This window comes from Micromonospora sp. NPDC004704 (assembly GCF_053601675.1).
Genome location: NZ_JBSGCD010000014.1, coordinates 39,951 through 62,800, shown reverse-complemented (window position 1 = coordinate 62,800; position 22,850 = coordinate 39,951). Strand labels below are relative to the sequence as shown.

Sequence of the window (22,850 nt, the reverse complement as noted above, 5' to 3'; positions counted from 1 at the left end):
CCCACGGGCGGTGTACGGGTAGGTCAACCGACGGCGAGTTCACCGTCGGAGGAGAGCACCAGACCCACGCTGATCGCACCACTGGTCAGCGCGGACTTGGTCTGCGGACCACCGGCGTCCAGCGAACTGAACGAACCGGCCTTGAAGTTGTAGACCTCGACCAGCCCGGCCTGGCACTTCGGCCGCTGCGGGCACTCCGGCGGCCCACCGAGGATGGTGGCCGTACCGGAGCACTTGGCGGCCAGGTCGGACAGGGTCTTGAGCCCGTGCTGGTCGGCGAAGGCCTGGGTGACCGCGAAGGCGTTCTGGTCCTGGGCGGTGGAGGCGGTGCCGAAGGTCAGGCCGACCTTTTCCCCGAGGCCCTTCAGGTTGGTGACCGTCTGGTTCAGGTCGGAGGAGGCGACCGGGGTGGTGCTGCCCTGGTTGATCTTGCCGTTGAGGAAGGTGGCCAGGGTGGCGGCGTACTCCGGCACCACCTGGATCTCACCCTTCTCCAGCGCCGGCTCGTACAGTTCCCGGTTGCCGATCGTCTGGACCTTGACCTGGAAGCCGGCCGCGGTCAGTGCGATCGAGTAGAGCTCACCGAGGGTCTGGTTCTCGCTGAAGTTGGCCACCCCGACGGTGATCGGCCCACCCGCACCCTTGGTGATCCCGCTGGTGAGGTTGTTCGCGGAGGCGAACTCCTCCGCCGCCACCTTGGGGGTCTTCCGGTCGACGTCCACGGCCTTGTTGAGCTGGATCAGCTTCGGCGTGTCGACCGCGGCGGAGACCTTGTCCAGCGCGGCTACCAGCTCCGGCTTGGCGGCCTTGGCGTTGATCGCCGGAATGATGTTATCGGTGTCCTGCAGTTTCTTGTCGTCGTCGAGGACCACCAGCTTCTTGCCGGCCACCGGTGCACAACCGGCACCCGCCGCCGCGCTCGGTGGCGCCTCGGTCCCCGATGATCCTGACTCCCCGCATCCGGCGAGGAACGTGGCCGCCGCGAGTGCGCCGACCGCTCCCACCGCCAGACGTGTACGTGCGCGCATGACGCCCGCCTTCCGTGTCCCGGCGCGGCCCGGGGGCCGGCCGCGTGTCCGACGGACGATCTGACGTGGCGATCGCCCGCGACCTCCCACCCAACATCGTCGCGTACCGGCGGACAACTCGGGGGCGATGTCGTCACAGGATCGTCACACTGTTAGCCGGCCCGAATAACGGGTACGCCACCGGCCGGTCACGTACTGTTCCGCCGAGCCGGTGCCTCGGCCCGGCGGACGGCGACGGCCCCTCGCCCGGAGGTGGGCGGGATCACCTCACCTTGCCGGTGCGACCAACGACACCTCCGGACCGGTCACCGGCGGGTCGAACTCCCAACCGCCACCACCTCGTCGGCCCGCCCGGACGGACTCCGCTCAGGAACCGCCGATGGCGGCGGCGGCGCGGCGGTCCGCACGCCGGCTCCTACGGCGCAGCGGGCGCGGGGTGACCGCCCGCTCGACAACGGCCAGGATCGCCTCGACCAGCACCGCGAGCAGCGCCACCAGCAGGCCCCCGGCCAGGATCTGGCCCCCGCCGACGGCGATGCCGAGCCCGAACCCGGCGCTGATGATCTGCCCGAGGCCACCGCCGTTGACAAACGAGGCGAGCGCCGCGGTGGCGACCACCTGCACCGCCGCCGTACGGAATCCGGCGGCGAGGTACGGCACCGACAGCGGGAGTTCCACCCGCCGGAGCAGTTGCCCCCCGGACAGTCCCATCCCCCGGGCGGCGTCCCGCGTCTCCGGATCGACCTCCCGCACCCCCGTGTACGCGTTCGCGAGCAGCGGCGGCACCGCGAAGACCGCCAGCGCCACGATCACCGGCCGTTGGCCGAAGCCCAGGGCGGTCAGCGGGAGGATGGTCAGCAGGGCGATGGTCGGGATGGCCAGCGTCACGTTCGAGATCAACAGCACGAAGCCCCCGCCCCGGCCGATGTGGCCGAGCCAGAGCCCGATCGGCCAGGCGACCAGGCAGCCGAGCGCGACCGCGGCGGCGGAGATGGTGAGGTGCTCGCCCAGCCGGTCCAGGATCCCTCCCGGATTGGTCCAGTTCAGCGGGTCGTTGAGCCAGGTCACGGCCTGTTCGAGCGCGTTCATCGGGCCCTCCCCCGGACGATCCACGGTGTCAGCAGCCGGCCGATGCCGGCGAGGATCAGGTCGAGCACCAGGGCCAGGACCACGCAGAGCACGGTCCCGGTGAGGATCTCGGCCTTGAAGAAGTTGTTCCGGAAACCGCCGAGGATGAGCTGACCGAGCCCGCCGTGCCCGACCAGGACCCCGACCGTGACCAGCGCCACGGTGGAGACGGTGGCCAGGCGTACGCCGGTGAGGATGCCCGGCAGGGCCAGGGGAAGGTCGATCCGGAGCAGGCGACCCAGCCGGCCGTACCCCATCCCCTCGGCGGCGTCGCGTACCTCGGCCGGCACCTGGTTGAGCCCGGCGAGCGTGTTTCTGATGATCAGCAGCAATGCGTAGAGGACCAGGCCGACCAGAACGGTCGTGGTGCCGATGCCGAGCACCGGCGCGAGGAAGGCGAACAGCGCGAGTGAGGGGACCGTGTAGAGAATCCCGGATAGTGCGAGAATCGGCCCGGCGAGAGCACGGAACCAGTACGCCGCGACCGCAAGCGGTATCGCTATCAGTGCGGCGAGTAACACCGCCTGCGCGGTCAGGCTCGCGTGTTCTCGCAGTGCGGCAAGAATGGTGTCAGAGTTGTCCCGCACGTACTGCCAGGAGAACCACGGATTGCCCGGGGCTTCCCGGTAGGCCAGGTGGAAGGACATAGGTGAACGCTACCCCGGAGGGCGATTCCGCGGCATCGCACCGCAGCGCGCCGAACAGCGCCGGCGCGTCGAACAACGGCGCGCCGAGTGCGGCGTCGATCCGGCTGGACGGGGTCCGCAAGCAGTACCCGGACGGGACCGTCGCGGTCAACGAACTCGACCTGTCCGTCCCGGCCGGCGAGCTGGTGGTGCTGATCGGGCCGTCCGGCTGCGGCAAGTCCACCGTCCTGCGCATGATCAACCGGCTGATCGAGCCGACGGGCGGGCGGATCCTGCTCGACGACGAGGACGTCACCCGGGTCGATCCGGTCGAGCTCCGCCGCCGGATCGGGTACGTGATCCAGAACGTCGGACTCTTTCCACACCAGACGGTCCAGGCCAACGTCGGCACCGTACCGCGCCTGCTCGGCTGGTCCCGGGCCCGCATCCGGAGCCGCTCCGACGAGCTGCTCGACCTGGTCGGCCTCGATCCGGTCCAGTTCGGCCGGCGTTACCCGCACGAACTCTCCGGCGGGCAGCGGCAGCGGGTCGGGGTGGCCAGGGCACTGGCCGCCGACCCGGTGGTGCTGCTGATGGACGAGCCGTTCTCGGCGGTGGACCCGATCGCCCGTGCCCGGCTCCAGGAGGAGTTCCTCCGGTTGCAGGCGGAGGTGCACAAGACCATCGTGCTGGTGACCCACGACCTGGACGAGGCGGTCCGGCTCGGTGACCGGATCGCCGTACTCTCCCAGGGCGGGCGGCTGGAGCAGTACGACCAGCCGGCCACCCTGCTGGGCGAGCCGGCCTCACCGTTCGTCCGGGAGTTCGTCGGCGCCGACCGGGGCATCCGCCGGCTCGCGGTCACCCCGATCACCGCCGACCTGCTCAAACCGTTGCCGGAAACGCCGTCCGACGCCTCCCTGCCCCGGCTGGAGCTGGGCTCGTCGCTCTACGACGCGCTCGCCACCCTGCTCATCACCAACGCCGACGAGGCCCAGGTCACCGAGGACGGCAAGCCGGTAGGACTCCTCACCCGCCACCGCATCCTCAGCATCGACTACCCCGCCGACCCCGTCGCCTGACCCGGCCCGCAGGACCTCATGTAGAGAAAGAGTGGCAATCCCCGAAGGAATTGCCACTCTTTCTCTACAACTGTGTGAACCCCGGCGAGGCGCGGGACGGGGCATCAGCGGCGGCCGCGCCAGCTGCCGAGGGTGGCGAGGCCGATGATCCAGCCGACGAAGAGGCCGTAACCGGCGCCGTCGCCGGCCGCTCGGAAGGCGCCGAGCAGCGTCGGGTTCGCCTGGATCAGGGTGGTGAACAGTGCCGCGAAGGCACCGGCGAAGACGTACGACGCCCAGCCGGCGAAGAGCTGACTGAGGGTGCCCCGGGCTCGGGCGAGCTGTGAACCGGGCAGGAGATAGAGGAACAGCGCGGTGAGTACGACGACCAGGATCGCCTTGAGGTCGGCGGCGATGACGTTCTGCACCGAGTCGTCGGAGTCGAACCGCCAGGCCGGCCAGGAGAGCAGCCGGAGGAACCAGCCACCCGCCGTGTTCGGATCGGTGTTGTCCGCGGCCCAGTCGACGTACCACGGGCTGCCGAAGACGAGGACCAGGATGAGTGCGGCCAGGGTGCCCGCACCCGTTGCGGTCTTGTAGCGATTGGTGAGAGCCATGGCGCGTTAGTTCCCAGCGCGCTCCGGCGGACAAACCTGAGAGTTGCTCACCCGTTGGTGCCCAGCCCGATGATAGGCATCAACGGGTCACACCCGAACATCACCGCGGAACAAGCAAATATCCGGAAGAGTGGACATTCGAATGGTGCCCCGATTGGTGGTCCGGTTACCGGTTCAGTGCTTCAGCAGGTAGTCGATGAAGGCGGCCCGCAACAGCGGTTCGGTGTCCGGCTCCGCGTACCCGTGGCCGGTGAGCTGCCGCCAGAGGGCGACCGCCTCGTCCACCGTCGGGCCGACCGAGTTCGGTGAGCCGTCCAGAACGGTGGCCTCGTCCGCGTTCGGCAGGTGGCGCAGCACCGACCAGAAGAAGCCGACATCGAGCCGCTCCCGGGCCCGGGAGAACGCCCGCTCCCGCAGCTCCTCAGTGGACAACGCATCGAGCTGCGCGAAGTCGGATCCGGCCCGGTCACCGCCTGACGATTCGGTCATAGCGCCGAGCCTAACCCGCACCGGTCCGGGCGGCACCGGGAGTCCCCAGGTGACCGGCCACCCCGACCGTCGTAGAGGTCAGCGGTCGGAGCCCCACCGGTCGTTCCCCCACGGGTCCGTACGCCCGGACGGCGGCTGCTCGGGCAGCACCGAGGACCACTCCGGCCGCTCCGGCGGCTCCTCGCTCCAGTTCGGTGCCGTCGGTGCCGGCCCCGGCGGGACGGGCTCGGGCTGCCACTCCTCTTCCGTGTCACCGGCCGACCGAGGCCGACCGAACGTCTCCACCAGCCGGGTCACCATCAGTCCGGCGGCCACCGTTACGGCGGCGGCGGCGGCGAGCGCGATGTCCCAGTCCGCCTCGTTCTCGTACGCGAGGAAGAGGGTGAGCGCGGTGACCGCGAACAGGGTGCCGAAGACCCCGCCCCGGCGGCCGTACGCGCTGGTCCCGCCGACCAGGGCGGCGCCGAGCGCGAGCCCGGACCACTCCAGCCCGGACGTCGGTGCCACCCGCCCGGTCCCGTCTGCGGCCAGCAGCACCCCGGCCAGGACCGCCGCGACCATCGAGATGACGATCGACAACGTGGTGATGGTCGCGGCCACCCCGCCCCGACGGCGGGCCGGGTCGGCCACCGGGCGGAACCGGCCGACCGAGCGGCGGACCGCCTTGATCATGCCGAGGAGTCCGCCCAGCAGCGCCAGCGCGGCGAAGCCGCCGAACAGGTAGAGGGCGTGCCGGGTCGGGTCGTAGTCGCCCTGCACGTCGACCGGCCCGGACCGCTGCTGGATGAAGACCAGCACCCCGAGCGCGGCGGCCAGGCTCGCGGCCCATCCCGGCACGTGGAAGCCGACCACCAGGAGCGCGACCACCAGCCCGAGCCCGATCGCGAACAGCAGCGCCGGGATCATCGCGGTGATGACGCCCCGATCGCCGTTCTCGGCGAAGTGCAGGGCCGCCGCGACGGCGACCGGGCCGAGGGCGAGGTTCGGCGCCCCGGCGCGCAGGGTCAGGCCGGCGCCGAGGGTGAGCGCGCCGATCGCCGCCCCGTCGACCAGCAGCCGGTCCAGCGGCGCACCGCGCAGCAGGTCCGGGTCCGCCCGGTAGAGCGCGTACGCCAGCAGGCCCACGCCCAGCAGCAGCACGAACTCCCAGGCGAAGTGCACACCGAACCGGTCGCGGCCGGGCTCGCCGTGTGCCGGGTCGTCGAAAACGTCATCGAGTACGGCGGGCGGCACACCCGGCCGGACCGGGGTCATCGGCTCCGGGGCCTCGGAGAACTGGGCCGTCGTCGAACCCCTGCGGTAGTAGGTGTCGGAGGGGTACTCGTCGGCCGGGTAACCGGCGGCGTAGGCGGGCTGCTGGTAGCCGGAGGCGGGGTCGTCGCGGTAGTCGGGCTCGCCGTACCAGGAGTCGTCCCGGGGGCCCGGACCAGCCGGCTCCGGCCCGGCCGGCTCGTGCCGCCGATAGATCGACTCGTCGTACGCCATGTCGCGCGCCTCCCGCGGTCGTCGTGCCGACCATCCCAGCCCCGCGACGGTCGCCGGGGCCCGAACCGGTCACAGCGCCGGACCCGACCCGACGGAACTCGAGTTTCCACCGGTCGCAGGCACGCTACTCGGATCCGGCACCGGCGTCACCCCCCTGCGCAGGCCACGATTCACGCCTGTCCGCTATGGCTCGCGGTCGGTGTTTTCCCGCTCGTCGTCGGGGCGCTTCGGCACCCGGCAGGCCCGCTCCAACAGCAACGCCGCCACGACCAGCCCCAACGACGCGACCAGCCCGGCGGTGGCCGCCGGTACGTCGTCCACCGCGGCCCTGGTCCGCTCGACCAGCAGCCAGGCGTCGAAGCCGGCGTAGAACCCGGCGAAGATGGCCGCGGCGAGCGAGGACGCCTTGGCCAGTACGACATAGCGCGCCACGGTGAGCGGATCCACCGGGTCCCGGCCGGGCCGGCGCTCGATCCGCAGGCGGGTGTCGATCGCCGCGTAGCCCTCCAGGACTGCGAGCGCCGCGATGGTCGCCGGGGGCAGCCACGGCAGGTCGGGGAACTCCCCGTAGAACAGGCTGATCAGCAGCCAGGCCAGGGCGGCCGAGCCCAGGGCGGCGACCACCAGGGTGGACAGCCGGGTCGGGCCCATCCGGGGACGCTCGTCCGTCGGCCCGCGCGGTGGGGACTCCCGCTCGGTCATGAAGTCTCCTCGCTCCGCTCGTCGTCATCATGACTGCCACAACTGAGCCGACCAGTGACCTCGCTCCGCTCGGTCACGACGTCTCCTCGCTCAGCACACTCACCAGCTCGTTATATCGACTCTAACTGGAGATCCGGCCGGGGGCGCATCTCAAGCACGTCGGTCGCGACCGGGTCGGTGTTCATCACGTCGGTCAGCCAGCCGTGGCCGGGGAGCTTGCCGTACGGCTGGATGTCGATCCACGGGCGCAGCACGAACGCCCGCAGGTGCGCCCGTGGGTGCGGCAGGGTCAGTTCCGGATCGTCGCTGTGCACCGGTGCACCGTCCTCGGTCCACACCCCGATGACGTCCACGTCCAGGCTGCGGGGTCCGTACCGCCGGTCCGGGTCGCGGGTCCGGCCCGCCGCGTCCTCGATCGCGTGGGCCCGGTCGAGCCAGTCCCGGGGGCGCGCCGCCGGGTCCGCGACCAGCAGCACGGCGTTGAGGTACGCGGGCTGGTCCGGGTCGTCGCCCCACGGCGGGGTCTCGTAGACCCCGGAGACCACCAGGAGTACGTCCCGGAGCGCGACGACGGCGGAGCGCAGGTGCCCGAACCGGTCGCCGAGGTTGCTGCCGAGCGAGAGCACGGCCCGGGTCACCGCTGCCGCCGCCTGGTCAGGGTGACGGCCACGTCCGCGAACTCGTGCGGGATGGGTGCCTGTGGCTTGTGCACGGTCACGGTGGCCGCGCCGACCCGTGGGTCGGCGAGGCAGGCGGCGGCGAGCCGCTCGGCGAGTGTCTCGATCAGGTTGACCGGTTCGCCGCCGACGATGGCGACCAGTGCCCCGGCCAGTTCTCCGTAGTGCACGGTGTCGGTGACGTCGTCCGAGCGGGCCGCCGGGGCGAGGTCGAGTTCCAGCACCACGTCGACGATGAAGTCCTGCCCCTGGGCCCGTTCGAAGTCGAAGACGCCGTGATGACCTCGGGCGCGCAGCCCGGTGAGTTCGATCCGGTCGCTCATCGCCCGGGCTCCGATCCGACCGGCGCGGGTACCGCACCGACCAGGCGGGGTCGGCCGCTCGCCTGCCAGACGGCGAGCGCGTCCGCAGTGCCGCGTACGTCGTGCACCCGTACGCCCCAGGCGCCGGCGGCCACCGCGAGCACGCTGGTGGCGATGGTCGCCGCCGCGCGTTCGTCGGTCGGGCGCGGGCTGCCGTCCGGCCCGGCCAGCAGCGCACCCAGGTACGACTTGCGGCTGGCGGCGAACAGCAGCGGGTAACCGAGCGCCAGCAGCTCGGGGAGGCGGGCGGTGAGCTGCCAGTTGTCGGCGGCCCGCTTGGCGAAGCCGAGGCCGGGGTCGATCACGATCCGGTCGGCGGCCACACCGGCGGTGAGCGCGTCGTCGATCCGCTGGCCCAGCTCGGCCTTCACGTCGGCCACCACGTCGGTGTAGTTGGCCAGGTCCCGCATCTGCTTGGCGTGCCCGCGCCAGTGCATCAGCACCCACGGGCAGCCGGCGTCGGCGACGACCTTCGCCATGTCCGGGTCGGCCAGTCCACCGGAGACGTCGTTGACGACCGTCACGCCCGCGGCGAGCGCGGCGGCGGCCACGCCGGCCCGGTAGGTGTCGATGCTCATCGGTACGCCGTGCGCGGCCAGCTCGCGGATGACCGGCAGCACCCGGGCCGCCTCGGTCTCGGCGTCCACCCGCTCCGCGCCGGGTCGGGTCGACTCGCCGCCGACGTCGACCAGCCGGGCGCCTTCGCGGTACATCTGCAACCCGTGCCGTACGGCCGCGTCGAGGTCGGCGTACCGCCCGCCGTCGGAGAACGAGTCCGGGGTGACATTGAGGACCCCCATCACGACCGGCCGGTCCGTACGCAGCAGATCCTCCGGTCCGGCCCCGGTGGGCGGGGCGTGGTCGGGGGCGTCCGGGGTCGGCCCGGGGGGCGATCCGGGAGCGCCGGCGGGGCCGTGAGCCAACTCAGTCACGGCTAGACGTTACCTACCGGCCGTCGGCGTACCGCGCTCCACCTGGGCAGTAATTGGTCAACTAGACCGGACAAGCGAGCCGTAACGGTGACACTCCACTTGGCTTGTTCGAAGCAGGCACGGGCCGTACCCTTTGGAATTGCGCAACAGCCGGACGTCGAAGCTTGAGGAGATGGGCCGAAGCGGACCAAAACGCCCAGAAACCGTCACCGCTCGCGGTGATGGTCGAGACAGAGGGTCAACCCGGCACCGTTTCGCCGACCCCTTGTTCGGCCGGGTTTGACAACTGCAGTGCGCGACTTCGGTCGCCGCACCGGGGAGGATTCCGATGATCGCCATGGAGCTGGCGGAGACGGCGTGGGCCAGCACCACGCACGCGCTCCAAACGGTTGCCACCGTGCTCGCCGCCGAGCCGGAGCCCACGCCGGGCATCAATACCGACGGCGTGGTCAGCTTCTTCGCCAGCAAGATCGCGCCCATCCTGCTCGCCGTACTCGGAGTGATCTTCATCGGTCGGGCCAGCCGCGGTGAGATCTCGAAGGTGCTGACCAGCTCGGCCATCGCCATCGTTGGCCTGGCCTTCATCGCCGGTGCCGCCACGCTCTTCTTCGTCGGCGACTACCTGATCAAACTGATCTTCGAGTAGACCGCGGAGCTTCCAGATGCGGCTGCGCACCGACGACGACATCTACCGAGCACGTCTGGTCTACCTCGGGCCGCCCGGCTACACCCTGCCGGTGCACCTGCCCTACGCCCAGTACGGCCTGTTCCTGCTGCTGGTGCCGCTGTACATCTTCATCCACTGGCTGTTCACCCTCAAGGTCGAACTCTTTCCGGCCTGGGAAATCGCACTCGCGATCGTCACCACGTCCTTCATCTTCCGGCACGTCGACCCGGACCGGCCCGCCCGCATGGTCATCCGCACCGCGCTGACCGACTGGCGGCGTACCCGCGAACCGGCCACGGAGCAGCGCGATCCCCGGTTGATCGCGACCCGCATCCGGATCCGGGAGGACCTGGCATGAGTAGGCAGCGGACGAGCGTAGGGCTCGGGGTGGCGGCCGGAGCGGCCGTGTGGAACGAATCGAGGCGGCGCGTGGACAACTGGTCGAGGTCTGTGGCGGGAGCGTTCCGGTCGGGCGAGGCGACGGCATGACCCGCCCCGCCACGCCGGGTTCCGCTCACCCGGCCGACGGTCCGGCCGGCCCCAGGGGTCACGGTACGCGACCAATCAGCTACGCCGAGCCTGATCTTGACGAGGACGAGACCGTCAACGACGCGCTCGTCGCCACCCCCGGCAACGGTGGCGCGGCCGTATTCCAGGCACCCCAGCCGACGCGGGGACGCCCGACCGCACCGGCCACGCCCAGCGCCACCCCGCCGCCGGCTGACGGGCCGGACATCGACTCGCCCTTCCTCGACCTGTTCGGCGGCGCGCTGCCGGTCCCGCCGCCGCCCCGGACGATCGCACCGCCCGCGACCGGGCAGCCGCCGTCCGCCCCGCACACCGGAGCGCCACCACCGGCGATCGCCCCGCACCAGGGACCGCCGCCCCGTCCGGTGGGGAGCCGACCCACACCCGGCCGGGCCGTCGCCGACCACCCCGAACCGCCCCGGACCATCCCGGAAGTCACAGTCGTGGCGGACACCGGATGGGCCGCACACCCCGCCGAACTGCCGGCCTGGGAGCCGGACGAGCTGCCCGAGCCGGCACCGAGGACCCGTACGACGGATCCGGCCGTACCGGCGATGGACCCGGCCCGTCGACGGATCGCCGCCGGCCCGCCCACCCAACGCGCCGCCACCTCGGCCGGGGCGCCCCCGCGTCGACGTATCCCCGAGCAGGCGGCCAACCCGGCGGTGGCACCGGAAACGGCGTACCCGCAGTCGCCGGGCGACCCGTACGCCGAGCGGAACGCGGAGGCACGGACCTCGGCCCGCCCGGCGGACACCGACCCCCGCGCGCCCGGCCCGGACCCCCGCTCCACCGACACCGGCTTCCGGCAGGGCCGCCCGGACCCGCGACCGGCCGACCAAGAGCCCCGGGAGGACTACCGGGACCCTCGGGAGGGCGACCCCCGTCAGCAACCGGACGACACCGGGTCGAAGCGGAGCCGGGAGCGGACCGGCCGGTCCCGGCGCCGCGAATCGGAACCGAAGCCCACCCAGGTACGTCCACCCAAGGTGAAGTTCACCGACCGCGACCCCGCGATCGAACTCGCCATCACCGAGATCGCCGGCCACCTGACCTTCACCCCGAACACGGTGACCGCCTGGTACTGGCTGCCCGAGGTGCGCTGGGCGTTCCGCCCCGACGCCGAACGGGAGGCGCTGCTCGCCGCCATCTCCGAGCAGTACGCCGGCCTCGCCGGGTTCCGGCTGCACCTGCGCCGGACCACCCGCCCGTTCCCGGCCGACGAGTGGGCCCGCACCGTCGACGCCCACACCCCGAACCCGCTGGCCGCCGTACCCGGCGCGGCGAGCTGGTCGGACCACCTCGTCGCCGCCCAACGGCACCTGCTCTCGGTCAACCACGCCGAGGGTCAGACCTACCTCGGGGTCACCTTCGCCCGCCGCTCCCTGGGCAACTCGCTCACCGAACGGGTCCTGCGGACCTTCGGACGCGGGGTGGCCGACGGGGAACGCCGCAAGCTCGGCCGCACCGTAGAACAGTTCGACGAGGTGCTCGGCGCGTTCGGCATGCGCGGCCGGCGGGTCACCGCGACCGAACTGGAATGGCTGCTCTACCGCTCGGTGGCCCTCTGCATGGCGCCGCCCGGCACCCTCTCCCCGGTGACGAACGGCCAGTGGGAACGCGGCGACCTGCTCGCCCTGACCGAACAGGTCGAGCGTTACCGCAGCCCGTACGGGTCCACGGTCAAGCTGGTCAACCGGATGACCGGCGAGGAACGCCACGTGGCGGTGCTCGCCGTCGGCCGGATGGAGCCGCTGGAGATCCCCGAACGGCACGAGCCGTGGCTGCACTTCCACGAACGGCTGCCCTGGCCGATGGAGCTGTCCACCCGGATCGACATCCTCGGATCGGGTGACTCGTTCCGGAACCTGGAACACCGGCTGCGGATGATCCGGTCACAGCAGCTCGACTACGCCGAGCACGGTATCGACGCCCCGCCCGAGCTGGAACGGCTCGCCAAGCGTGCCCTCATCATCGGCGACGAGATGACCACCGGCCTGCCCGTCGACTCCGCCCGCGCACACGGTTGGCACCGGATCGCGGTCGGCGGACGCACCCGCGAGGAGTGCCTCGAACGGGCCCGCCGGCTCATCCAGCTCTACTCCCGGGAACTGCGCATCTCGCTGCAGCACCCGAAGAACCAGGACTGGCTGGCCCGCGAGTTCATCCCCGGCGAACCGATCGCCAACACCGGCTACATCCGGCGGATGCCGGTCAACCTCCTGGCCGCCGCGCTGCCCCAGGCCGCGTCCACGGTCGGCGACCGCCGTGGGGACCTGATCGGGCGTACGGCCGGAACCTGCCGCCGGCCGGTCTTCCTCGACCTGCACTTCCCCACCGAGGTACGCGAACGCTCCGGACTGGCCGTGTTCGTCGCCGAGCCCGGTGGTGGCAAGTCGACCCTGCTCGGCGCCCTGGGTTACCTGGCCGCCCGGCGGGGTGTCCAGGTGACCCTGCTCGACCCGTCCGGCCCGCTGGCCCGGCTCTGCTCGATGCCGGAGCTGCGGCCGTACTCCAGGGTGCTGAACCTGACCGGGTCGGAACAGGGCACGCTGGCGCCGTACGCGCTGATCCCCACCCCGCTGCGGTCGGAGTTCGCGGCCGGGGCGGCCGGTGACCGCGAGTTCGAGATCTCCCTGTCCAACTCCCGCGCCGAGCGCCGGATGCTGGTGCAGGACATCTGCATGATGCTGGTGCCGCCGCAGGTGGCCCGCGAGGCCTCCACCGCGACCCTGCTGCGGCACGCCGTACGCCAGGTGCCGGCCGAGGAGACCTCCACCCTGGACGACGTGGTTGCCTGCCTGGCCACCCTCGACAACGACGAGGGCAAGGAGCTGGCGAACCTCCTGCTCGACACCGCCGAGATGCCGCTGGCGCTGCTCTTCTTCGGCCGCCCCCCGGCCGGACTGCTCGGTGCCGACGCCGCGCTCACCGTGATCACGATGGCCGGGCTGCGGCTGCCCGACCTGAAGATCGAGCGCGAGTACTGGTCGGCCGAGGAGGCGCTCGCGCTGCCCATGCTGCACACCGCGCACCGCCTCGCGGTCCGCCGCTGCTACGGCGGGTCGATGGCCTCGCGGAAGATGGTCGGACTGGACGAGGCCCACTTCATGGAGGGCTGGCGCTCCGGCCGGTCGTTCCTGGTCCGGCTGGCCCGGGACTCCCGGAAGTGGAACATCGCCGCCCTGGTGGCGTCGCAGAACCCACGCGACATCCTGGGGCTGGACGTACAGAACCTGGTGTCGACGGTCTTCGTGGGTCGGATCGCCGAGGACACCGAGATCGCCTCCGAGGCGTTGCGCCTGCTCCGGGTGCCGGTCAACGACGGCTACGAGGCGACCCTCGCCTCGTTGTCCAACGTGGACACTTCATCGGCCTCCCGGCTGGGCTTCCGCGAGTTCGTGATGCGGGACGTCGACGGACGGGTGCAGAAGATCCGGGTCGACGTGTCGTACGTCGAAGGCCTGCTCGACCACCTGGACACCACTCCGGCGAGCGCGGCCTCGACTCCGGCCAACCTGCCGATCCCCCTCGCGGACCTGGAGGCTTGACATGGCGCGGGCCGGCGTACGCAGCATCGCGTTCCTCCTCGCCCTCGCCGTACTCGCGGTGGCGACCGTGTCCTGGCCCCTGTTCGGCGCGGCCACGGCCGCTGCCTCGGTCACGCCGACCGCCGGGCTGCCGACCCTGGCCCCCACCGACCTCTGCACCACGGAGGAGTGGCAGGCGGACTTCCGGGCCTGCGTGGACAAGCTCCAGGACGTCACCGGTGCGACCGCCGACTGCCTGGACCCGCCCACCCCGGGCACCCCGGACTCCGGCCTCGCCGGGTGGTTCGCCGCCCGCCCGGACTCGGTGACCACCCCCGGCGTACGGGGTCTCTACAGCGACTACGGCTACGCCGGTTACAGCTACGAGACGTACGACCAGGAGGGTGGCTGTGCCGCCGGTGTGGTCAACCCGGCGAGCCTGGCGCTGACCAAGGTGGCCAGCGGTGAACTGATGGCGGCGACCGCGATCATCGGTGCGTCGAACGCGCTGCGCGAGCGGGCCTGGGATCCCCGGACCATGTGGGACTGGGCGAATCCGCTGGTCGAACAGGCAACCAAGGCGGTCTACGAGAAGGTCTTCAGCGTCTTCGGGATCATCACTCTCTGTATTGTTGGTCTCTATCTGCTGTGGCGGTCCCGGCAGTCCGAGATGAGCCACGCGATGACCACCGCCGCCTGGGCACTGCTGGTGATGGTCGCGGTGACCGCCCTCGCCGCCTGGCCGGTGCAGTCCGCGAACGTGGCGGACAACGCCCTGATCACCACGTTGAGTGTGGTGCACGGCGCGGTCGGCCCGTCGAGCAAGGACGTACCGCCGGACGAGTGCGTGCTGCCGGACCCGACCTGGTGCGCCGACAACCGTCCCCCCGCCGTACGGGCGAGCGACATCTCGACCGAGACCATGCTCTACCGGAACTGGCTGCGCGGCCTGCTCGGCTCGGCCGACAGCGAGACCGCCAAGAAGTACGGCGAGGCGCTGTACGACGCCAAGTCGCTCACCTGGGAGGAAACCCAGGGGCTCCGGGCGAACCCGAACACCCGCAACGCCATCTTCGCGGCGAAGAACACCCAGTGGAACAAGGTCGCCCAGCAGATCAAGGTCGAGGACCCGGAGGCGTACGAGTACCTGCAGGGCACCCGGGACATGGAACGGATCGGTGCCGCCTTCATCGCCCTGCTCGCCGCCCTGCTCTTCGCCCTGTTCGACCTGACCGCCTCGCTGCTCGTACTGCTCGGTTTCCTGATCTTCCGGTGGGCGGTGATCGCCGCCCCGGTCCTCGGCACGGTCGGGCTGATGCGACCGGCCAGCGCCGGTCTGCGTCGACTGGCGAACGCGGTGGTCGCGGCCGTGTTCAACATCGCCATCTTCGGCACCGGCGCGGCCATCTACCTCTTCGCCGTCGACCTGGTGATGAGCACGTCCACCCTGCCCGGCTGGCTCCAGGTGGTCCTCGTCTTCCTGACCGGGGTGGTCGGGTGGCTGCTGCTGCGGCCGTACCGCCGGATCACCCAGCTCGGCGGCAAGACCAGCACCCGGACGGTGGAGGCCGAGCAGTCCTGGCACCGCAGGTTCCTGCGCGACCTGCGCGAGTCGTCCCGGTCGGACCAGTCCGACTCGCGCGGCGACCGGGCGGTGGGAAAACGCCGGGAGGTGGTTGCCGAACAGACCAACCTCCGCCCGGAAGCCCGGTTGGAGGACCCCTCCCACTCGGCGGACACCCGCTCCAACGAGCGTCCGGACGGCCGGGAGAACGCCGGTGGATCGACCGGGGCGAGCGAGGACACCCCGTCTACGCAGCCGGCCACGGCACCGGCTCCCCGGCGGAACCGGGCGGGCGAGTGGACCGACCCGGACGTGCCGGCGGAGAAGCCGACCTACGTCCTCTACCGTCCCGATTCCGCGCCGCGGCCGGAAACCACTCCGGCCCCGACCGCTCCGCGGATCCGGACCGAGGCGAGGTAGGTCGTCGTGCGGCGCGCGCTTGAAACCCTGGTCACCGGCATCCTGCGGTCCCGGCTCGGGATCGCGTTGGCCCTCGCGGTGGTGATCCTGGGCGTGGTCGGGGCGGCCCGACTCTTCTCCGGCGTGACCGGCGACGACGGCGGGCTGGCCGGCGCACCGGTCGCCCCGATCTCCACGGTCGATCCGACCGCCGGAAACGACGGCATCCTCGCCACCGAACCGCCCCCGACACCACGGACGAGTCCGGGGGCGCCCGCACCGGAGGAGATCGCCCGCAAGTTCGCCACCGCCTGGCTCAAACACGACGGGGTGCCGGCCGAGCAGTGGTACGCCGCGCTCCGACCACTGTCGACCGGCGGGCTGGCCGATCGGCTCAGCGGGGTGGACCCGGCGGGCGTACCGGCCAGCCGGCTCACCGGCGAACTGGCCGTCATCACCCGCAGTGAAGAGTTTGTCGAGGTGACCGTGCCGGTCGACGCCGGCACGCTCCGCCTCGAACTGGTCGCGCCGCAGGGGCGGTGGCTGGTTGACGCGGTGGACTGGGAGCGCGGATGACCACGGTCCGGGGTGAACGATGAGCGTCGACGACGGTGACCGGGATCCGGACGGTGCCGCTCGGCGCAGACGCCTACCAGCGCTGGCGGTCGCGGTGACCGCCGCGCTGGCCCTGCTCTGCTGCACCGGTGGGAGCGGGGTGTTGCTGCTGTCGGAATTCCTCGGCAGCTCCGACGACCAGTTGGTGACCACGCTCGGCTGCGGTCAGGACAAGCCGATCGAGATCAAGGACGGTCTGCCGATCGTCGAGCCGTACGACGCGGCACAGATGCGCAACGCGGCGGTCATCATCAACGTCGGTGCGCAGATGCGGGTGCCGCCACGGGGCTGGGTGATCGCGGTGGCGACCGCGATGCAGGAGTCGCGCCTGAGCAACCTGCCCCACCTCGGCTCGAACAACGACCACGACTCGATCGGCCTGTTCCAGCAGCGGCCCAGCATGGGCTGGGGTACGCCCGCCCAGCTACAGGACCCGGAGTACACCTCGCGCAAGTTCTACGAGAAGCTGGTGGGCGTCAGCAACTGGCAGAAGAAGCGGCTGACCGACGCGGCCCAGCGGGTGCAGCGCAGCGCCTTCCCCGACGCGTACGCCAAACACGAGGCGATCGCGACCCAGATCGTGAACGCCCTCACCAAGGGCGGGGCCAAGGCTGCCGGCGGCGGACTCCCGGTCAACGGCGCCGACCTCCAGTGCGCGTCCGGGGCGGACATCGCCGCCTCCGGGTGGACGTTGCCGATCCCCGGCTCGGTCGGCTCCGGTTTCCGTACCGCCGAGCGGCCGGCGCACAACGGGGTGGACATCGGGGCGGCGAAGGGCACCGAGATCCACGCCGCGGCCAGTGGCCGGGTGCTGGTGTCCAGATGCGACCCGGACCGGCGCGGGGTGCACAGCTGTGACGTCGACGGTTACCCGGGCAAGGGCGGGTGCGGCTGGTTCGTCGACATCCTGCACGCGAACCAGGTCATCACGCGTTACTGTCACATGGTCAGGAAGCCCATGGTGAGCGTGAACGACATGGTGGAGGCCGGGCAGGTGATCGGGATCGTCGGGTCGAGCGGAAACTCGTCCGGTCCGCACCTGCACTTCGAGGTGCACCTGAAGGCCGACCGGAGCAGCCGGGGCGCGATCAACCCGGTGCCGTTCATGCGTGACCGGGGCGCGTCGTTGCAGGGCAAGGGATGAGGCTGGTCCGCATCGGCACCACGTACGGAGCCCGGCCGTGACCGGCGATGCCCTGCCGGACCCGTTCGCCGACCAGCCGGACTGGGCCCCGCGTCCGCCCCGACCGGTGGCGCTCACCCCCTCCGGGGAGCAGCTCGACCTGCGCGGCCGACGGGTCCTGGTCGGGCTTCCCGGACTCGGTTGGCGGGCCGACCTGCGTTCCGACGAGCGGGTGGTGCAGGGCAGCCGGACCTACGTCCCGGTGATCGCCGAGCAGGAGTGGTACCGGGCGGAATCCGAGCAGGTCGAGGTCTTCGCCCCGCTGGTGCCGGCCGACCGGGTCTGGGTGGAGACCCTGGGCGAGCCGGCCGCGCCGGATTTCGGCGTACGGATCACGGCGTCGGACGTACTGTCCCGGCTGGTGTCGCTGGATCGGCCGGCGCACCGGCCCCCACTGCCGGTGGTGGACGCGGACTCGGTTGCCGGTCGGCGGGTGGTGCACGTGGCGGACACCGTCGAGCGGCGTGACCTCCGCGCGGTCACCGAGGTCTACACCAGCAACGACGGGGACATCTGCGTACGGGTCACGCCCGAGTTGGACTGGTACCGCTGGGCCTGGAGCGGGCAGCCGCCCACCACTTTGGAGATCCCGGTACATCTGCTCTGGATCGAGTGACACCCGGTCCGACGCTCACTTGACCTGCGTCGCCTCGCACACCCGCCACTTGTCGTCACGCTCGGTCACGAACCGCCAGGACTGCCGGCCACTCTGGGTCAGGTTGTTGACCCTGCTGGAGATGACCAGGTCGACCAGGACCTCCGCGGTGTCGCCCTGCTCGGCCGCCTTCAACTCGCCCCACTTCACCCGGATGGTGGTCTGGAACCGCTCCTCGCGCGCGACCAGGTCGGCCCGCAGCGCCGCCAGCTCGGCCATCTTGGACGTGTCGTCGCAGGCCAGCTCCTTGGCCCGGACGTCGTTGCGGTCCGCCATGTACGCCTGGAGGTAGTTGTTGACCGTGATGTCCGGCGCGCTCTGGTCGGGTGCGGTGTAGCGGTCGTAGACGACGTACCCGATGGCCACCCCGGCCGCACCGAGCACCGCGAGCGTCCCGGCGATCACGGCCAGGATCAGGCGCAGCCGGCGCCGTTTCGGCGCGGGTGGAGTCGCGACCGGATCGGGAGCGTCCTGACCCGGTCGGGTGCGTTGCGCCGGGACCCGCGACACCTGGGAACCGGCGGGGGGTTGCACTGACTCCACACCCCGAGGCTATCGGTTGCCGAGTCTCCACCCAATGGGCGAGAAGCACAGGTTGATAACTCAATGGCAGCAAAACATGACGATATGCAGTTGATGCGACAAGCTCCCCATCGGAGCGCCGCTGCGCGTCCATGATGATCCGCTCCGGCTGGGATAACGTCTGCACCCAGAAGAGGTACCCGCCCCGGGTGACCCGCCACGAGTGAGAGGTGGAGGGGGTGACCCAACTGAAGACGCGGAACAGTCAGGCCGCCGCGCTGCACCGGCAGGCAGCGGCTACCGCCGTGGCCGCCGCCGCCACGCTGGACGCCACCCAACCGGCCGCCGCCGACCAGCGCGAACAGCACGAGCTCGCCGAGCGGCTGCGGGCCGCCGCATCCACCCTGGTGCCCGGCTGGCTCGGCGCACCGCTGGGCGCCCAGTCGGCGGACACCCCGCTGGGCGGGCCGGGGCTACCCGAGTTCGTCCGGATCGGCACCGCGCAGCCCCTCGACGACGCCCGGTTCCCGGCGATCGTCCCGCTCCTCGGCACCGGCCACCTGACCATCGACGCCGACACCCGCGATCCCCGGGTCGCCGGCCTGGTCCGGGCGGTCCTGCTCCGGTTGCTCGCCGCCGCCCCCGCCGGATCGCTGCTCGTACGCGGGGTCGACGCGGCCACCGCCGGGCAGGTGTTCGCCCCGTTCGCACCACTGGCCGACGCCGGACTGATGCCACCCCCGGCAACCGACCGGACCGGCCTACGGGCCATCCTCGCCGAGGCCGAGCAGTGGGTACGCCCGACCCGCCCGAACGCCACCCGGCACCACCGGCACGAGCGCACCCTGCTGCTGGTGATCGCCTCCCTGCCCGAGCTGACCGAGGCCGCCGACCTGGTACGCATCGGCGCCCTCGCCCAGCACGGTCCCGGCGCCGGGCTGCACCTGATCATCGCCGGCTGGCCCCCTCCACCGCTGACCGCGGAGACCACCCAGCCTCCCCTGCCGGACAGCACGATGATCGCCCTGCGGAACCCGTACGCCCTGGTGGGGGACCCGCCCGGCGCCTCGTTCGGCAATCCCGCCCCGCACCTGCCGTCGACCGGCCTCAACTCACCCGTCTTCCTCGACGAGGACCCGCCGGCCCAACTCTTCCACCGGGTCTGCCGGGAGCTGACCGCGCAGGTCAGCGCGAACTCGCGACCCCGGTTGGCCGAACTCCTGCCGGACGGGGCGGAGGCGCTGTGGGAGTCCGACCCGGCCGACGGGCTGGTGACCACGGTCGGCCGCGACGGCGAGATCCCGGTAACCGTACGGTTCAACGACCTCACCCCGCACTGGCTGGTCAGCGGGCGTCCCGGAGCCGGGAAGTCGGCGTTCCTGGTCAACGTGCTCTACGGCCTCTGCGCCCGGTACTCCCCCGACGACCTGGCGCTCTACCTGGTCGACTTCGCCGACGGTTCGTCGTTCGAGGAGGTCCTGCCGGCCGGCTCCGACCCGTCCTGGCTCCCGCACGCCCGCGCGGTCGGAATGGCGGCCGACCGGGCGTACGGGGTGGCCGTCCTCGGTGAACTCGACGCGGAGGTGAACCGGCGGGCGGCGCTGGCCGAGGCGGCCGGGGTCACCCGCTTCGCCGACCTGCGCGCCCGGCACCCGATGCCCCGGATCGTCTGCCTCCTGGACGGGTTCCGCCACCTGATCGACGCCGACGACGACGGCGACGAGCGCACCGATGGCGACGGCGCCGAGTCCACCGTCCGGGACCCGGATCCGCTCGCCGCCGAGGCGTCGGGACTGCTGGAGTCGCTGGCCCGGCGCAGCCGCCCGTACGGCGTCCACCTGGTCCTGGTCAACCGGGCGGTGTCCGAACCCGGGTACGGCCAGCGTGACTCGGTCTACGGGCAGTTCCCGGTCCGGGTCGCCCTTCCCGGTGGCGGTGAGGTGCTGGAGCCGAACAACGACGCGGCGGCCGGTCTGCCGATGGGCAGTGCGGTGGTGAACACCGCCGGTGGCCTGGGCGGGCCGCGCGGGGCGACCAGGGGGCACGAGCGGGTGGTCCAGTTCCCCGACCCGCAGGCCGACCCGTACGCGCTCGGCACGCTGCGCCACCGGCTCTGGCAGGCCCGCCCGGAGCACGCCGTACCGCCGACGGTCTTCGCCGGTCATGCCGCGCAGTACCTGGACGACGATCCGGCCTACCGGGCCGCGTACGAGGGTCTGGGGGACAATCCGGCGGCGTTGGTCGGACGGGTGGTCGGCCCGGCGCTCGACACCGCCACGATCCCGTTCGACAAGGCGCCCGGTCGGCACCTGGTGATCCTCGGGCCCGGCCCGTCCGGCGCGGACGTGCTCGACGCGGCGGCCCGCAGTCTGGCCGCCCACCACCCCTCCGGCACCGCGCGGTTCGTGATCGCGTCGCTGGTGCCGGCGGGGACCGGACCGGCCGATCGGCTCGCCGCCGACCTGGCCGAACGGCACCGAGTGGTGACGGTCGACGCCGCCGGGCTGGCGCACGAGTTCGAGCGGGAGGAGCCCGGTTACCTGGTGGTCTTCGGCCTGGACGGGCTCGACCCGGAGATCCTGCCCGGCGACCGGCTCGCCGGGCTGCTGGACGCCGGACCGGCTCGGGGCGTACACCTGCTGGCCTGGGCCCAGCGGCCCGGCCGCCTCGCCGCGCTGCTCGCCGCCACGCCCGCTACCGCCGCTGCCACCGCCACCGCCGGGGTGGCCGCCCCCGCCGCTGCCGCGCCCGGTGCCGCCGACGCACCCGGTGTCGAGACGGCCGCCACCGCCACGGTGAGCGATCTGGTTCTGCTGGACCTGCCGGCGGCGGAGGTCGCCTCGTTGACCGGGCGGCCGGTCCGCCCACCCCGGCCCGGCCGGGCGCTGTGGCACGACCGGCTCGCCGACCGGACCACGGTCATCGTGCCGTTCGCCCGTCCGGAGGAGGTCCGATGAACGCCTGGGAGGAGTACCTGTCCGCCGCCCAGCGCCTCGACGCGGTCCGCCGGGGCGCGGCGACCGCGGCCGGCGAGCAGGCGGAGGCGGTCCAGGACGCCCGGGAGGAACTGACCGCCGTACGGGCCCGGCTGGTCCCGCAGCAGGCCCGGTTGCGGGCGCTGGGCGTACCCGAACCCGAACTGGTGCCGGCGCCGGCCGAGGTGGCCGCGGCGAGCCAGGCGATGGCGGCCGGACCGGCGGCGGTGCTGGCCGGTCTGCGTCAGGCCCGGGGTACGGCGGACGTCGCCGACGTGATGGTCACCGCGACCCGGGTCCCGCCGTCGACGGGCGGCCGGAGTCACCGGCGCCGGACCTGGGTGCACGGGCTGGTGGTGTACGGGCCGTTCGCGCTGGCGGTGCTGGTGCTCGTGAGCTGCCTGGGGGCCGGGGCGTACGCCCTGTTCGGCTCCGGCTAGGAGTGCATGATCAGGGCCATCGCCTCGGCGCGTGACTTCGAGTCCCGCTGGAGCGAGCCCCGTACGGCCGAGGTGATGGTCTTGGCGCCGGACTTCTGGATGCCCCGCATCGCCATGCACATGTGCTCGCACTCGAGCACCACGACCACACCGCGCGGTTGCAGCTTCTCGGTGAGCAGGTCGGCGATCTGGGTCGTCAACCGTTCCTGCACCTGCGGGCGCCGGGCGAAGACCTCGACCAGCCGGGCGAGCTTGGACAGCCCGGTGATCCGGCCGCTCGCGCCGGGGATGTAGCCGATGTGGGCCAGCCCCCGGAACGGCAGCAGGTGGTGCTCGCAGAGGCTCATCACGTCGATGTCGCGGACCAGCACCAGCTCGCTGTGGTTGGCCTCGAAGGTGGTACGGAGCACCTGGGCCGGGTCGACCCGCAGGCCGGCGAAGAGTTCCGCGTACGCCCGCGCGACCCGGGCGGGGGTCTTCACCAGCCCGTCCCGGTCGGGATCCTCGCCGACCGCGATGAGGATCTCGCGTACGGCCTTCTCGATCCGGGCCAGGTCGACCGCCTGCTCCACCGGTGTCCCGGTCAGCTTGCCGTCTACCAGCCGGGCAGCGAGGTAGTCGAGGGTGTCGTCGCCATCGGGCTCGGTGGACGAGGCGTCGTGCAC

Annotated in this window: 21 protein-coding genes and 1 pseudogene; 10 read left to right on the top strand and 12 right to left on the bottom strand. The window is 72.0% G+C overall.

Annotated features, from left to right (window positions below):
* Positions 1–23: 23 nt before the first annotated feature.
* From ACWEFB_RS20485 to ACWEFB_RS20475, 3 genes are all read right to left on the bottom strand, one after another.
* The gene (locus ACWEFB_RS20485) at positions 24–1,028 is read right to left on the bottom strand and encodes a glycine betaine ABC transporter substrate-binding protein (RefSeq protein WP_452287514.1); all 1,005 of its coding nucleotides are present in this window, start codon (positions 1,026–1,028) and stop codon (positions 24–26) included.
* A gap of 366 nt (positions 1,029–1,394) precedes the next feature.
* Positions 1,395–2,117, bottom strand: a complete 723-nt coding sequence (locus ACWEFB_RS20480; protein WP_326561569.1) for an ABC transporter permease — start codon at positions 2,115–2,117, stop codon at positions 1,395–1,397.
* Positions 2,114–2,803 carry an ABC transporter permease gene (locus tag ACWEFB_RS20475; protein WP_326561570.1) on the bottom strand — a complete coding sequence of 230 codons (690 nt, stop codon included), beginning with the start codon at positions 2,801–2,803 and terminating at the stop codon, positions 2,114–2,116. Before ACWEFB_RS20475 ends, ACWEFB_RS20480 begins: the two co-directional genes overlap by 4 nt.
* Before the next feature lie 98 nt (positions 2,804–2,901).
* Here ACWEFB_RS20475 and ACWEFB_RS20470 point away from each other — a divergent pair, with 98 nt between their 5' ends.
* The gene (locus tag ACWEFB_RS20470) at positions 2,902–3,864 is read left to right on the top strand and encodes an ABC transporter ATP-binding protein (protein ID WP_452287750.1); all 963 of its coding nucleotides are present in this window, start codon (positions 2,902–2,904) and stop codon (positions 3,862–3,864) included.
* Between the two features lie 104 nt (positions 3,865–3,968).
* On the opposite strand, the gene ACWEFB_RS20465 is transcribed toward ACWEFB_RS20470, so the two are convergent.
* The 7 genes from ACWEFB_RS20465 to folP all read right to left on the bottom strand — a co-directional run bounded on the left by ACWEFB_RS20465 (position 3,969) and on the right by folP (position 8,975).
* Complete coding sequence (locus ACWEFB_RS20465) at positions 3,969–4,460, bottom strand: hypothetical protein (protein WP_452287512.1); 492 nt, start codon at positions 4,458–4,460, stop codon at positions 3,969–3,971.
* Positions 4,461–4,634: 174 nt separating this feature from the next.
* The gene (locus tag ACWEFB_RS20460; RefSeq protein WP_452287510.1) at positions 4,635–4,949 is read right to left on the bottom strand and encodes a hypothetical protein; all 315 of its coding nucleotides are present in this window, start codon (positions 4,947–4,949) and stop codon (positions 4,635–4,637) included.
* Positions 4,950–5,027: 78 nt separating this feature from the next.
* Positions 5,028–6,434, bottom strand: coding sequence for an ABC transporter permease (locus tag ACWEFB_RS20455; RefSeq protein ID WP_452287508.1), 1,407 nt, complete (start codon positions 6,432–6,434; stop codon positions 5,028–5,030).
* A 183-nt stretch (positions 6,435–6,617) separates the two neighbouring features.
* Entirely contained in the window at positions 6,618–7,136 is a 519-nt protein-coding gene (locus ACWEFB_RS20450; protein WP_442792077.1) for a DUF3180 domain-containing protein, read from the bottom strand.
* Positions 7,137–7,246: 110 nt separating this feature from the next.
* The gene (folK, locus tag ACWEFB_RS20445; RefSeq protein ID WP_452287506.1) at positions 7,247–7,774 is read right to left on the bottom strand and encodes a 2-amino-4-hydroxy-6-hydroxymethyldihydropteridine diphosphokinase; all 528 of its coding nucleotides are present in this window, start codon (positions 7,772–7,774) and stop codon (positions 7,247–7,249) included.
* Positions 7,771–8,136, bottom strand: coding sequence for a dihydroneopterin aldolase (gene folB, locus ACWEFB_RS20440; protein ID WP_452287504.1), 366 nt, complete (start codon positions 8,134–8,136; stop codon positions 7,771–7,773). The genes folK and folB overlap by 4 nt, the downstream gene beginning before the upstream one ends.
* Positions 8,133–8,975, bottom strand: a complete 843-nt coding sequence (gene folP / locus ACWEFB_RS20435; RefSeq protein WP_452287748.1) for a dihydropteroate synthase — start codon at positions 8,973–8,975, stop codon at positions 8,133–8,135. Before folP ends, folB begins: the two co-directional genes overlap by 4 nt.
* Positions 8,976–9,435: 460 nt before the next feature.
* Between folP and ACWEFB_RS20430 the strand changes: the two genes are divergently transcribed.
* From ACWEFB_RS20430 to ACWEFB_RS20400, 7 genes are all read left to right on the top strand, one after another.
* The gene (locus ACWEFB_RS20430; RefSeq protein ID WP_452287502.1) at positions 9,436–9,753 is read left to right on the top strand and encodes a hypothetical protein; all 318 of its coding nucleotides are present in this window, start codon (positions 9,436–9,438) and stop codon (positions 9,751–9,753) included.
* A 16-nt stretch (positions 9,754–9,769) separates the two neighbouring features.
* A complete protein-coding gene (locus ACWEFB_RS20425; RefSeq protein WP_121158026.1) occupies positions 9,770–10,132 on the top strand; it encodes a hypothetical protein in 363 nt (120 codons plus the stop codon).
* Positions 10,133–10,259: 127 nt separating this feature from the next.
* Entirely contained in the window at positions 10,260–13,853 is a 3,594-nt protein-coding gene (locus tag ACWEFB_RS20420; RefSeq protein ID WP_452287746.1) for an ATP-binding protein, read from the top strand.
* A 1-nt stretch (position 13,854) separates the two neighbouring features.
* The gene (locus ACWEFB_RS20415; RefSeq protein ID WP_452287500.1) at positions 13,855–15,816 is read left to right on the top strand and encodes an MFS transporter; all 1,962 of its coding nucleotides are present in this window, start codon (positions 13,855–13,857) and stop codon (positions 15,814–15,816) included.
* Between the two features lie 6 nt (positions 15,817–15,822).
* Positions 15,823–16,371 carry a hypothetical protein gene (locus tag ACWEFB_RS20410; RefSeq protein WP_452287498.1) on the top strand — a complete coding sequence of 183 codons (549 nt, stop codon included), beginning with the start codon at positions 15,823–15,825 and terminating at the stop codon, positions 16,369–16,371.
* 19 nt (positions 16,372–16,390) lie between these two features.
* On the top strand, positions 16,391–17,554 hold the full coding sequence (locus ACWEFB_RS20405) for a peptidoglycan DD-metalloendopeptidase family protein (protein ID WP_452287496.1): 1,164 nt from the start codon (positions 16,391–16,393) through the stop codon (positions 17,552–17,554).
* Between the two features lie 37 nt (positions 17,555–17,591).
* Complete coding sequence (locus ACWEFB_RS20400) at positions 17,592–18,209, top strand: hypothetical protein (protein ID WP_326561580.1); 618 nt, start codon at positions 17,592–17,594, stop codon at positions 18,207–18,209.
* A gap of 15 nt (positions 18,210–18,224) precedes the next feature.
* Here ACWEFB_RS20400 and ACWEFB_RS20395 read toward each other — a convergent pair whose 3' ends face one another.
* Positions 18,225–18,791 carry a hypothetical protein gene (locus ACWEFB_RS20395; protein ID WP_452287494.1) on the bottom strand — a complete coding sequence of 189 codons (567 nt, stop codon included), beginning with the start codon at positions 18,789–18,791 and terminating at the stop codon, positions 18,225–18,227.
* Positions 18,792–19,000: 209 nt separating this feature from the next.
* Here ACWEFB_RS20395 and ACWEFB_RS20390 point away from each other — a divergent pair, with 209 nt between their 5' ends.
* Positions 19,001–21,727, top strand: a complete 2,727-nt coding sequence (locus tag ACWEFB_RS20390; RefSeq protein ID WP_452287744.1) for an FtsK/SpoIIIE domain-containing protein — start codon at positions 19,001–19,003, stop codon at positions 21,725–21,727.
* Positions 21,724–22,021: pseudogene (locus ACWEFB_RS20385) on the top strand (hypothetical protein); the annotation flags it as partial. The gene ACWEFB_RS20390 and the pseudogene ACWEFB_RS20385, both read left to right, overlap by 4 nt.
* 160 nt (positions 22,022–22,181) lie before the next feature.
* On the opposite strand, the gene folE reads toward ACWEFB_RS20385, so the two are convergent.
* Complete coding sequence (folE, locus tag ACWEFB_RS20380) at positions 22,182–22,850, bottom strand: GTP cyclohydrolase I FolE (protein WP_326563068.1); 669 nt, start codon at positions 22,848–22,850, stop codon at positions 22,182–22,184.

Bases quoted from the DNA above. Each gene is read 5' to 3' on its own strand.
- ACWEFB_RS20485 (WP_452287514.1), bottom strand. From the start codon at position 1,028: ATGCGCGCACGTACACGTCTGGCGGTGGGAGCGGTCGGCGCACTCGCG.
- ACWEFB_RS20480 (WP_326561569.1), bottom strand. From the start codon at position 2,117: ATGAACGCGCTCGAACAGGCCGTGACCTGGCTCAACGACCCGCTGAAC.
- ACWEFB_RS20475 (WP_326561570.1), bottom strand. From the start codon at position 2,803: ATGTCCTTCCACCTGGCCTACCGGGAAGCCCCGGGCAATCCGTGGTTC.
- ACWEFB_RS20465 (WP_452287512.1), bottom strand. From the start codon at position 4,460: ATGGCTCTCACCAATCGCTACAAGACCGCAACGGGTGCGGGCACCCTG.
- ACWEFB_RS20460 (WP_452287510.1), bottom strand. From the start codon at position 4,949: ATGACCGAATCGTCAGGCGGTGACCGGGCCGGATCCGACTTCGCGCAG.
- ACWEFB_RS20455 (WP_452287508.1), bottom strand. From the start codon at position 6,434: ATGGCGTACGACGAGTCGATCTATCGGCGGCACGAGCCGGCCGGGCCG.
- ACWEFB_RS20450 (WP_442792077.1), bottom strand. From the start codon at position 7,136: ATGACCGAGCGGGAGTCCCCACCGCGCGGGCCGACGGACGAGCGTCCC.
- folB (WP_452287504.1), bottom strand. From the start codon at position 8,136: ATGAGCGACCGGATCGAACTCACCGGGCTGCGCGCCCGAGGTCATCAC.
- folP (WP_452287748.1), bottom strand. From the start codon at position 8,975: ATGGGGGTCCTCAATGTCACCCCGGACTCGTTCTCCGACGGCGGGCGG.
- ACWEFB_RS20430 (WP_452287502.1), top strand. From the start codon at position 9,436: ATGATCGCCATGGAGCTGGCGGAGACGGCGTGGGCCAGCACCACGCAC.
- ACWEFB_RS20425 (WP_121158026.1), top strand. From the start codon at position 9,770: ATGCGGCTGCGCACCGACGACGACATCTACCGAGCACGTCTGGTCTAC.
- ACWEFB_RS20420 (WP_452287746.1), top strand. From the start codon at position 10,260: ATGACCCGCCCCGCCACGCCGGGTTCCGCTCACCCGGCCGACGGTCCG.
- ACWEFB_RS20415 (WP_452287500.1), top strand. From the start codon at position 13,855: ATGGCGCGGGCCGGCGTACGCAGCATCGCGTTCCTCCTCGCCCTCGCC.
- ACWEFB_RS20405 (WP_452287496.1), top strand. From the start codon at position 16,391: ATGAGCGTCGACGACGGTGACCGGGATCCGGACGGTGCCGCTCGGCGC.